This is a genomic window from Pseudomonas sp. RP-B7 (assembly GCF_059803535.1).
The window spans coordinates 65,770-76,448 of sequence record NZ_JAPFHC010000031.1 but is presented as its reverse complement, the minus strand read 5'-3'; the positions used below and the strand labels follow the sequence as shown (position 1 = coordinate 76,448).

At 60.1% G+C, this 10,679-nt stretch carries 9 protein-coding genes; 5 read left to right on the top strand and 4 right to left on the bottom strand.

Annotated features, from left to right (window positions below; all coding sequences use genetic code 11):
• Positions 1–237: 237 nt before the first annotated feature.
• Positions 238–420 (bottom strand): hypothetical protein, encoded by a 183-nt coding sequence (locus OPU96_RS23310; RefSeq protein WP_192300255.1) that lies wholly within the window; start codon positions 418–420, stop codon positions 238–240.
• Positions 421–752: 332 nt separating this feature from the next.
• Between OPU96_RS23310 and azu the strand changes: the two genes are divergently transcribed.
• Positions 753–1,199, top strand: coding sequence for an azurin (gene azu / locus OPU96_RS23305; protein WP_192300254.1), 447 nt, complete (start codon positions 753–755; stop codon positions 1,197–1,199).
• Between the two features lie 136 nt (positions 1,200–1,335).
• Here the strand turns inward: azu and nadE are convergent, their stop codons facing one another.
• Positions 1,336–2,163 carry an NAD(+) synthase gene (gene nadE, locus OPU96_RS23300; RefSeq protein WP_192300253.1) on the bottom strand — a complete coding sequence of 276 codons (828 nt, stop codon included), beginning with the start codon at positions 2,161–2,163 and terminating at the stop codon, positions 1,336–1,338.
• 3 nt (positions 2,164–2,166) lie between these two features.
• Positions 2,167–3,381: a nicotinate phosphoribosyltransferase gene (gene pncB, locus OPU96_RS23295; RefSeq protein WP_192300252.1), complete on the bottom strand. Its 1,215-nt coding sequence runs from the start codon at positions 3,379–3,381 to the stop codon at positions 2,167–2,169.
• Between the two features lie 209 nt (positions 3,382–3,590).
• Here pncB and OPU96_RS23290 point away from each other — a divergent pair, with 209 nt between their 5' ends.
• Positions 3,591–5,402, top strand: a complete 1,812-nt coding sequence (locus OPU96_RS23290) for a phospholipase D-like domain-containing protein (RefSeq protein WP_498559772.1) — start codon at positions 3,591–3,593, stop codon at positions 5,400–5,402.
• Positions 5,402–6,682, top strand: coding sequence for an SEL1-like repeat protein (locus tag OPU96_RS23285; protein WP_498559771.1), 1,281 nt, complete (start codon positions 5,402–5,404; stop codon positions 6,680–6,682). Before OPU96_RS23290 ends, OPU96_RS23285 begins: the two co-directional genes overlap by 1 nt.
• On the opposite strand, the gene OPU96_RS23280 is transcribed toward OPU96_RS23285, so the two are convergent.
• Complete coding sequence (locus OPU96_RS23280) at positions 6,679–7,566, bottom strand: LysR family transcriptional regulator (protein ID WP_226455621.1); 888 nt, start codon at positions 7,564–7,566, stop codon at positions 6,679–6,681. The genes OPU96_RS23285 and OPU96_RS23280 overlap by 4 nt on opposite strands.
• Before the next feature lie 155 nt (positions 7,567–7,721).
• On the opposite strand from OPU96_RS23280, the gene amaB reads away from it, so the two are divergent.
• Positions 7,722–9,212 carry an L-piperidine-6-carboxylate dehydrogenase gene (gene amaB, locus OPU96_RS23275; RefSeq protein WP_226455622.1) on the top strand — a complete coding sequence of 497 codons (1,491 nt, stop codon included), beginning with the start codon at positions 7,722–7,724 and terminating at the stop codon, positions 9,210–9,212.
• Positions 9,213–9,390: 178 nt separating this feature from the next.
• The gene (gene amaA, locus OPU96_RS23270) at positions 9,391–10,674 is read left to right on the top strand and encodes an L-pipecolate oxidase (RefSeq protein ID WP_498559770.1); all 1,284 of its coding nucleotides are present in this window, start codon (positions 9,391–9,393) and stop codon (positions 10,672–10,674) included.
• Positions 10,675–10,679 lie beyond the last annotated feature (5 nt).

Sequence of the window (10,679 nt, the reverse complement as noted above, 5' to 3'; positions counted from 1 at the left end):
TGTGTAAACGATGTCCCCGGTTTCAGATGTAAAGGATGTCTACGGTTCTACACCCGCGCTGGGGGGCGAAGCCGCCCCGATAGGGCCGCCGCGCTGTTTCAGAAAGACCGAGGCGCCTGGATTTAGGGTGGCTGCGCCACCCAGCGCGGGCAAGCCCGCTCACTACAGGATTCGCCTAGGGATTTAGAAGATGTGTAGATACCCTGGGCCTGCTCACCACAAGGTGGGAGCGCTCAATTATTGCGCCGGATCTTTTGGCGTTTCGCTCTCGTCGTTCGTTTCTTCAGCGTCGACATCGGTGCTCAGCCCATTGGCTTCGTCTTCTGCAGCGGCTTTCTTGCGTTGCAGCTTTTCCTCTTTCTTCTGCTCCTTGGCCAAGTCTCTCTGACGTTTGGCGAAGGAGTAATTAGGTTTGGCCATGGGCGATCCTCTAGGGTCGAAGGTGAGGGTGGCGGCGCGCAGCTGCCTTGGGCTGCCATGGTAGCAGCTTAGCAGCGCGCTTGGCCTTCACTTACCGCAGGCGTAAGCGGCCAGCAGGCCGTTGAACAGTTGGTCGAGGTGCATGATGCGGGCTCCAGTGGTTGGTGGGCCGATCATAGGGCGGTTGTAGTACTTTGGCCGTTAGATTGTGTTGATAAGTCTGATAGCCTAAAGTTGTATACAATCTGTTGACTCAGATCATAAGAACTCATGCCTGCTTGAGGCACCCTTGTCGCAATCCGCGTTTTTTAAACCCTGCCTTGGAGATTCACATGTTCGCCAAACTCGTTGCTGTTTCCCTGCTGACTCTGGCTAGCGGCCAGTTGCTTGCTGCAGAGTGCAAGGTCACCGTCGACTCCACTGACCAGATGTCCTTCAACACCAAGGAAATCACGATCGACAAGAGCTGCAAGACGTTCACCGTGAACCTGGAACACTCGGGCAGCTTGCCGAAAAACGTCATGGGCCATAACTGGGTACTGACCAGCGCGGCCGACATGCAACCGGTTGCCACTGACGGCATGGCCGCTGGCATCGACAAGAACTACCTGAAGGAAGGTGATGCACGCATCATCGCCCACACCAAGATCATCGGTGCCGGCGAGAAAGATTCGGTGACCTTCGACGTGTCGAAACTGGCCGCCGGGACTGACTACGCGTTCTTCTGCTCGTTCCCGGGCCACATCTCCATGATGAAAGGCACGGTGGTCGTCAAGTAAGACCGCGTTATCGTTCTTCGCGGGCAAGCCCGCTTCCACATTCGACCGCATTCCCCTGTTGGAGCACGGTCAAGTGTGGGAGCGGGCTTGCCCGCGAAGGCGACTTAACAATCAATACAGAACTGCCAGGCCCACCTCACGGCGCGAACGGCATGACCCGCTTGTGGGCAGTCTTGCGGTAGGTCTCGCAGATAATCCGGAACGCTTCCTCACGCACCGGCTCACCGTGCAGGAACGCATCAATCTCCGCATACGTCACGCCATGTGACGCCTCGTCCGGCTTGCCCGGCGACAAGTCTTCCAGGTCCGCCGTCGGCACCTTCTCCACCAACGATTCCGGCGCGCCAAAATAGCGTGCAATCGAACGCACCTGGTTTTTCACCAGCCCGCTCAACGGTGCCAGGTCGCACGCACCATCGCCGAACTTGGTGAAAAAGCCCATCACCGCTTCCGCCGCATGGTCAGTACCGATCACCAAGCCACCGGCCGCGCCGGCGACGGTGTACTGCGCCACCATGCGCATGCGCGCCTTGGTGTTGCCCAGCACGAAGTCGCGGGAAACTGCGGCTTTGCCTTCAAACGCCGCCACTTCGGCCGCCAGGGCTTTCACCGCGGGGCCGATGTTGACGGTATGGCGCTCGTCCGGCTCGATAAAGTCCACCGAGGCCGTGGCGTCGATTTCATCGAACTGGACTTCGTACGGCAGGCGCACCGCGATAAAGCGGTAGGCCGCATCACCGCTGTTTTCGCGCAGTTCTTTTACCGCGCGCTGGGCCAAGAGGCCGGCGGTCAGGGAGTCGACGCCGCCGCTGATGCCCAGCACCAACGTCTTCAGCCCGGAATTGCGCAGGCAATCCTGGATAAAGGCCACGCGGCGGGCCACCTCGGCCTCCAGGGCCGCCTGGTCGTTGAACGGCGCTTGGACCTTGAGTTGTTCAGCAATCTCACGCTGTACGGCTTGCATGATTCACTCCTTGCTAGAGATGGCAGGTACTTTGAAAACGTGACGCAAATAGGCGACAAAGTTCGGATCGGTGCAGTGGGTCTTGCCCGCTTCGTCGGAAATTTTCGCGACGGGCTGGCCATTGCAGGCGGTCATTTTAAGCACGATGCTCATCGGTTCCACCCCTGGAATATCGCAAGTCAGGTTGGTGCCGATGCCAAAGCTCACATTGATCCGTCCACGCAGCGCCCGGAAGATCTCCAGCGCCTTGGGCAGCGACAGGCTGTCGGAGAACACCAGGGTCTTGCTCATCGGCTCGATGCCCAGCTTGTGGTAGTGGGCGATGGCTTTTTCGGCCCACTGCACGGGATCACCGGAGTCGTGGCGCAAGCCGTCGAACAGCTTGGCGAAGTACAGATCGAAATCGCCGAGGAACGCATCGGTGGTAATGCAATCGGTCAGGGCGATGCCCAGCAGGCCACGGTATTCGCGGACCCAGCAATCGAGGGCGGCGATCTGGCTGTCGATCAGGCGCGGGCCGAGTTGCTGGTGGGCCATGATCCATTCGTGGGCCATGGTGCCGAGCGGTTTCATGTCCAACTCGCGGGCCAGGTGCACGTTGCTGGTGCCGACGAAGCGGCCGGGGAAGTCATGCTTGAGCACGTTGACCACTTCCTCCTGCACCCGGTACGAAAAACGCCGGCGTGTGCCGAAATCGGCGACTTGCAGTTCGGATAATTCATCGCTACTGGCGTTGGCCGTCAGCCAATCGAACTTGCGGTACAACTGCTCGCGGGCCTGTTCGAGGATCACGCTCTGGTAGCGATAGCGGTTACGTACTTCGCTGACGATGGCCAGCATCGGCACTTCAAACAGGATCACATGCAGCCACGGCCCGCGCAGGCGGATAAACAACTCACCGTTCTCGATACCGGTCTGCACATAGCGCAAGTTGAAGCGGAACAGCCCGAGGAAGCGCAAAAAATCCGGCTTCATAAAGCTGATGCGCTCCAGGAAACCCAGTTGGTCGGGGCTCAGGCTCAACTCGGCGAGGCGCTCGATCTGGTAGCGGATTTCCGCCAGGTACGGGCGCAAATCCTCACTGTTGCGGCAACGAAACTCCCATTCAACTTCCACATTCGGGTAGTTGTGCAGCACCGCCTGCATCATGGTCAGCTTGTAGAAGTCGGTGTCGAGCAGGTTCTGCACGATGCGATCGGCAAACACACTCTCGCTCATAACGGGACTCTCCAGACGGATCGGCGATGGGCGCCGACCTTTACGCACAATTAAGGATGGGGGCTAGTGGCGCATAGGCGGGGGGTGGTTTGCCAGTGTTTTTTGCGTGATCGAGAAGCGTCCCGCTTTGAAAGACGAACCTTCTGACATTCGTCACGGATAGCAACTCTTTACGCTCTGGGCTTTCACCTAGCCGAGGGAGTAGAGGAATGAATCGCCCTGCCATTGTCGCGCCCGTCGCCTTGCAGCATACGCAGACCGTCACTTGTAACGCGCCCTGGTACGTGCAGGGCAGTGAATACCATCCTGTGGAGGCCACTTATCAACCGCTGATCAATGGCGAAGAAGCCTTCAAGGCCGTGCATTTGGCGATTGCCAGGGCCAGCAAAACCGTCGACATCATCTGTTGGGGGTTCCAGCCGTCGATGTATTTCATCCGCGACGGCAAGAGCCCGAGCATTGGCGAACTGCTCAAGGCAAAGGCTCGCGATGGAGTCAGGGTTCGCGTATTGACGTGGGAAATGCCGCTTAACTCTGCCGGTGTTGCAGGTGAGGCGAACTTGCCCGGTAAAGGCTCGGTACGCATCAGCGATCGGGCGCTACAGACGTCTACCCAGGCGCAATACGACGAGGACCGTCGATGGTTCGCCGAATGCTCGGTGTCGGACAGCAAGGCCGCCGGGCAGGCAGCGCGCGGGCTCCCGGTCTTTATCAGTCGTGGTTTCGACCTGAATGAGCGGGCCGAGATCGCCCGCAGCCTGAAAGAGGAAAGCCTCGACCCCGAGATCAGCCTCCAGATGCGTCACGCATTGCGATGGACCGCCAGCCATCACCAGAAGAGCGTGCTGGTCGACTACGAACTGCCGGACTGCGCTGTAGGTTTTGTCATGGGCCACAACATGCTCGATGCGTATTGGGATACCGACAAACACTCGGCTTTGGGCCGCTCTGAACAGAGCAAACCTGCACCCAATCGCGGGCCACGTGGTGACACTCCGCGCCAGGATATTTCCACTCAACTGAGCGGGCCGATCCTGGAGCACCTGCACCATAACTTCGCCAGTGCCTGGCTCAAGGAAACCGGGGAGAACCTGCTCGACCTTCGCCAAGCCAAGCAGGTCGGGCCGCACCTGCAATGCATGCCCGGCGTCACGCGCCAGCTGGCCCAAGTGCTGCGCACCCAGGCGCAAGCGGGCAAGCGTGAGATCGAGAAGGCCTACTTGAATGCGGTCAACAACGCGACGCAGTTTATCTATATCGAGAACCAGTATTTTCGCTGGCCACCGCTGGCCGAAGCGATCAAGAAGACGGCGGCGGATCAGACTGGTGGAGGGCGTGATCCAGGTGTACACGGCTCGTTGCACCTGTTTGTGATCACCAATGCGACCGATGACGGCATAGGTGCGGGCACGCTCAATACCCAGCGCATGCTTGAGAGCCTGGGACGTGCCGACACGATTCCCGGCGTGACCAAGCTTCGGCGTATCGAGCGGATGAAAGCGGCCGCACCTCCTCGGCCATCACCTGATCCACGGGATCATGTAGGGCAAAGGGAGTTGACTAAATGGCAGGCCGAACTCGATCAAAAAACCAAGGCGATCGAGGACAGCATGGTTGTTCCGCAAGAGCTGCCAGGGTTGAAAATTCACATGTGTTCGCTAGTGGCGCCTGACTCACCCGCCGGCCGGCAGTGGATGCCGGTGTATATCCACTCGAAGTTGATGATTGTGGATGACGTGTTTACGACCTTGGGCTCAGCGAACATCAACACCCGCAGCATGCAGGTCGATAGCGAGCTGAATATTGCGCATGAGTGGGGGAGTGTGACGCAGGGGTTGCGGCGCAGATTATGGGGGCTGCATACGGATGGGAGGGGGGCTCAGGATGATCCGGAGGAGGCGTTTGTAGTTTGGACGGAGATCATCAATGAAAACAAAGAGCGCGAGTCCAAAGCTTCGACGCCCTGCACACCCCTCGTCGAGTTTTATTACGGCAAAAGAACCCTGAAGGACCTCGACTGATGCGCCGTTTTTTTCTGCTCTCAAGCCTGCTGCTGGCCGCTTGTATCAACGGTGCTGGGCCTATTCAACTGAACAAGGACATTCCGATGAATCCGATTACCGAGGCTAAACAAAAACTTACCTTTATCTGTAGGCATGAAACCATTCCTCAGCCGGCTGCCGAAGCTGACATGTTGTTCCAGTACGCTCGCTGGCTGCAAAAAAATAATCAGCTCATACCAGACAAGGCCGTCGACGTTGCGATCGAGCGGCTTTACCGCATCGCTGCTGAAAACGGTCACTACAAAGCCAATATCAATCTACAAGCCGGCAGCATGCGCGGCCGCTTCAAGCTTCATGGCGAAGAATATCTGCGACTAAGTCAGCAACTGATCGATGCTGGTGTCGCGACCGGCTATTACTTCATTGGGGTCTTCCTGCAGCAGGGTTCCGCTGGTTTGGCGCTGGACGAGGAAATGGCCCTGCGTTATTACCGCAAGGCCGCAGACCAAGGCAGTGCCCAAGCTCAAACGATTGTCGGGGACATATTGGCGCCGATCAGCGTCGCGCCAGCGATCGCCAGACAGATGCGCCGCTGTGCAGCTGAGCAAGGGAATGGAGCAGCAGCAGTGGCGTTGGGCATCGATCTCAAAAATGAGGGCGAGTACCAAGCTGCTTTGGAGGTGCTTCAACTGGGAGTGGCCGCAGGAGAAGAAAGCTCTGCCTCACGCTTGGGCAAAGGTTTTCGAGGCCCACTGCCGGAAGACCGTTTGTACTACCTCGACCAGAAAGAAGACCTTGAACGCGCCGAGCGCTATAAAACAATCTGGAGAATATTAGCGAGATACTCCTACGCTGACCCCAAAGTCCCCGAAATCAACCAGATTGTCCCCCTGCCTCCAGCCAAACTCCCCGCCTGGGACGGCAAATTGCAATGGCTGGAAGCGCGCCTGGCCAACGTCCCGCCACCCAAGCCCAGCGAAGCACTGATCCATCGACTGGCCAACGCCAAACTGCTCGACCCTGGCACCGGGAAAGGGTTGCCGGGCTCACCGGCATTCACCCAGGCCCACTTGTTTTCACCTAACTGCTACAGCGGCCAAGCCTGTCCGGTCAGTGGGTATTGGAAGGTGGGTCGGCTCCCTGATAGCGATTACGTCGCGAAAGGAGATGGGGTTCGGCATTTCGAGACGGGCGAGGTCCTGCCGAAAATGTTGATCGAACGCTACCAGGTACGTAGTTGGCCCTTCTCCGACAAGATCACGCGTAGTGAGCAGGTGGTGGAATGGTGCCTGCTTTAAACCTGCTCCATCATCCACCTCACAAACTCCCGCACCTTCGGCACCTCCGCCGAATGCTCCGGGTACGCCAGGTAGTACGCGTCCTGGCTCGGCATCGCATGCTGCCAGGGGATTACCAGTTTGCCGTCGGCCAATTCCTCCTCCACCAGGAACCGTGGCAATAGCGCCACGCCGCAGCCCACCTGCGCCGCGCGGATGCACATGTAAAAGGTGTCGAAACGCGGTCCGTGGTAGCTGTGTTCGGTCTGGTAGCCCTGGCTGGCGAACCAGTCGTGCCAGCCCTGGGGGCGCGAGGCGTTTTGCAGCAGCACCAAGTCGCTCAGTTGCGTCGGGTCGGTGAATGGCTGCGCGGGCAGGCTTTCCGGGGCGCATACGGGCACCAGCTCTTCGCTGAACAATTTCAGGCTCTCGGTGCCCGGGCGTGAGCCTTGGCCGAAGTAGAAGGCCATGTCGGCCTTGCCTTGCAGCAGCTCGTCCGGGTCTTGTTCATTGCACAGGTCCAGGTGGATCTGCGGGTGACGCAGCCGCCAGCCCTTGAGGCGCGGCACCAGCCAGCGGGCGCCGAAGGTGTAGGGCGTGGACACCCGTAGCACTTCGGTCTCGCCGCCGTAGGAACGCAGGTAGTGGGTGGACATCTCCACTTGCGTGAGGATTTTTCTCACTTCCACCAGGTACAGGTCGCCCGCCGGGGTCATCTGTAAACGTCGGCGCACGCGGCGAAACAGCAGGTGCTGGAGCAGTTCTTCCAATTGCGCCACCTGCTTGCTCACCGCACTTTGTGTGAGGTTCAGCTCCTCGGCGGCGCGGGTAAAGCTCAGGTGGCGGGTGGCGGCTTCGAAGCACTGCAGGGCGGTGATCGAGGGCAAATGTCTTTTGTTCAGCACGCTGTGCCTCTTTTTATGTTTTGCATGAATTAATGGAATGATATCTCGCCTAATCGTCGTTTGTTGGCAAGTCTTGCGCCAGCTACAAATAAGCTCTGGATCGTCGTGTTCCTCGCGGCGCGAATTTTTAGGTCTGCAGACTGAAGGAGTGACCCATGGTTGCCGCATTGCTTGATCGTCTCGGGGTAAACCCGGCGCTGTACCAGGCGGGGAAACAACCCGTGCATTCGCCGATTGATGGCAGCCGTATCGGCAGTGTGCACTGGGAAGGTGCCGCCGAGGTGGAGCAACAGGTCAGTCGCGCCGAGCATGCATTCGAGGCCTGGCGCAAAGTGCCGGCGCCGCGTCGCGGTGAGCTGGTGCGCCAATTTGGCGATGTGCTGCGCGAATACAAGGCCGACCTCGGCGAGTTGGTCTCCTGGGAAGCCGGCAAGATCACCCAGGAAGGCCTGGGTGAAGTGCAGGAGATGATCGACATCTGCGACTTTGCCGTCGGCCTGTCCCGCCAGCTCTACGGCTTGACCATCGCCTCTGAGCGTCCTGGCCACCATATGCGCGAAACCTGGCACCCGCTGGGTGTGGTCGGCGTGATCAGTGCCTTCAACTTCCCGGTCGCGGTGTGGGCGTGGAACACCGCCCTGGCGCTGGTGTGCGGCAACGCGGTGATCTGGAAACCGTCGGAAAAGACCCCGCTCACCGCCCTGGCCTGTCAGGCGTTGTTCGAGCGCGTGGTGAAGAACTTCAACGATGCGCCGCCGTACCTCAGCCAAGTGATCATCGGCGGCCGCGATGCCGGCGCCGCGTTGGTGGATGACCCGCGTGTCGCCCTGATCAGCGCCACCGGCAGCACGCGCATGGGCCGCGAAGTGGCGCCCAAAGTCGCCGCGCGCTTTGCCCGCAGCATCCTAGAGTTGGGCGGCAACAACGCGATGATCCTCGGCCCCAGCGCCGACCTCGACATGGCCGTGCGCGCGATCCTGTTCAGCGCTGTCGGCACTGCTGGCCAGCGCTGCACCACCTTGCGCCGGTTGATTGCTCACGAATCGGTCAAGGAAGAAATCGTCACCCGCCTCAAGGCCGCCTATTCCAAGGTGCGCATCGGCCACCCGCTGGAAGGCAACCTGATCGGCCCGCTGATCGACAAGCACGGCTTCGACAATATGCAGGATGCCCTGGCGCAAGCCTTGAGCGAAGGCGGCAAGGTGTTCGGCGGCAAGCGGCAGTTGGAAGACACCTTCCCGAATGCCTACTACGTGTCGCCGGCCATCGTGGAAATGCCCGAGCAAAGCGACGTGGTGTGCACCGAAACCTTCGCGCCGATCCTGTACGTGGTCGGCTACACCGATTTCGCTGAAGCCTTGCGCCTGAACAACGCGGTGCCGCAAGGCTTGTCGTCGTGCATCTTCACCACTGACGTGCGCGAGGCCGAGCAGTTCATGTCGGCGGTGGGCAGTGACTGTGGCATTGCCAACGTCAACATCGGCCCGAGCGGCGCGGAGATCGGCGGCGCGTTTGGCGGGGAGAAAGAGACGGGCGGCGGGCGTGAGTCGGGTTCGGATGCATGGCGCGGGTATATGCGTCGCCAGACCAATACCGTGAACTATTCGCTGGAATTGCCGCTGGCCCAGGGCATTACCTTCGACTAAAACACTGTCGGAACGCGGTTGAAAATGTGGGAGCGGGCTTGCTCGCGAATGCGGTGGATCAGCTGTAAATCTGTTGACTGACACACTGCATTCGCGAGCAAGCCCGCTCCCACATTTGATTGGATTACCAAGTCGAAACTGAATTGAGTGGTTTGTTGGGTCTCATCGGAGTCTGGCAATGGCATTACGCGAAACATGTTTGTGGGAACACCTCACCCCCAGCCGGCCAGACCGCGCCGCGCTCAAGGGCGAGGTCAAGGTGGATGTGTGCGTGATCGGCGCCGGGATCACCGGTTTGTCTGCGGCCATTCACTTGCTGGAACAAGGTAAAAGCGTCGCCGTGCTGGAGGCCCATCGCACCGGCCACGGTGGTTCGGGGCGCAATGTCGGGCTGGTCAACGCCGGGCTGTGGATTGCGCCGGATGACATCGAAGCCGGTTTTGGCGAAGCGGTCGGCAGCCAGCTCAATCGCATGCTGGGTGCGGCGCCGGCACTGGTGTTCAGCCTGATCGACAAGTACAACATCGATTGCCAATTGCGTCGCGAGGGCACCTTGCACATGGCGCACAACGCCCGGGGCGAGGCGGATTTGCGCAGCCGCGAAGAACAATGGAAGCGCCGTGGTGCGCCGGTGGAGCTGCTCACCGGCCAGGCCTGTGAGCAGGCCACCGGCACGCAGAAAATCGCCGCTGCCTTGCTCGACCGGCGCGCCGGCACCTTGAACCCGATGGCCTACACCAGTGGTCTGGCGAATGCTGCCGTCGGCTTGGGCGGGCAGTTGTTCGATCATTCGCCGGTCACGCAGCTGGAACGCCAGGGCGCGCACTGGTCGGTGCAGACCGTCCAGGGCTCGGTGCAGGCCAGCCAAGTGGTGATCGCCTCCAACGCCTACACCGAAGGCGAATGGACCGAACTGCGGCGCAATTTCTTCCCCGGCTACTACTATCAGGTCGCTTCGGCGCCGCTGACGGATGCCGCTGCCCAACAGATCCTTCCCGGTGGCCAGGGCTCGTGGGACACCCGCCAAGTACTGAGCAGCATCCGCCGTGACGCCGATGGCCGCCTGCTCCTTGGTAGCCTGGGCAATGGCAACCAGAAACCCGCCTGGTTTCTCAAGGCGTGGGCCGATCGGGTGCAGCAGCATTACTTCCCGTACCTCAAATCGGTGCAGTGGGAGTACACCTGGACCGGCTGCATCGCCTTCACTCCCGACCACTTGATGCGCCTGTTCGAACCGGCGCCGGGGCTGGTGGCCGTTACCGGCTATAACGGGCGTGGCGTGACCACCGGCAGTGTGGTCGGCAAGGCGTTTGCCGACTATCTATGTCACCAGAATCCCCAGGCCTTACCGATCCCCTTTGCACCCATGCAGCCGCTGGCCGGGGTGGGCCTGCGCAGTTGCTTGTATGAGGCTGGATTCTCGCTGTATCACGCCGGGCAATGTCTGCGGATCGTGATCTGATCAGC

Bases quoted from the DNA above. Each gene is read 5' to 3' on its own strand.
- OPU96_RS23310 (WP_192300255.1), bottom strand. From the start codon at position 420: ATGGCCAAACCTAATTACTCCTTCGCCAAACGTCAGAGAGACTTGGCC.
- azu (WP_192300254.1), top strand. From the start codon at position 753: ATGTTCGCCAAACTCGTTGCTGTTTCCCTGCTGACTCTGGCTAGCGGC.
- nadE (WP_192300253.1), bottom strand. From the start codon at position 2,163: ATGCAAGCCGTACAGCGTGAGATTGCTGAACAACTCAAGGTCCAAGCG.
- pncB (WP_192300252.1), bottom strand. From the start codon at position 3,381: ATGAGCGAGAGTGTGTTTGCCGATCGCATCGTGCAGAACCTGCTCGAC.
- OPU96_RS23290 (WP_498559772.1), top strand. From the start codon at position 3,591: ATGAATCGCCCTGCCATTGTCGCGCCCGTCGCCTTGCAGCATACGCAG.
- OPU96_RS23285 (WP_498559771.1), top strand. From the start codon at position 5,402: ATGCGCCGTTTTTTTCTGCTCTCAAGCCTGCTGCTGGCCGCTTGTATC.
- amaB (WP_226455622.1), top strand. From the start codon at position 7,722: ATGGTTGCCGCATTGCTTGATCGTCTCGGGGTAAACCCGGCGCTGTAC.
- amaA (WP_498559770.1), top strand. From the start codon at position 9,391: ATGGCATTACGCGAAACATGTTTGTGGGAACACCTCACCCCCAGCCGG.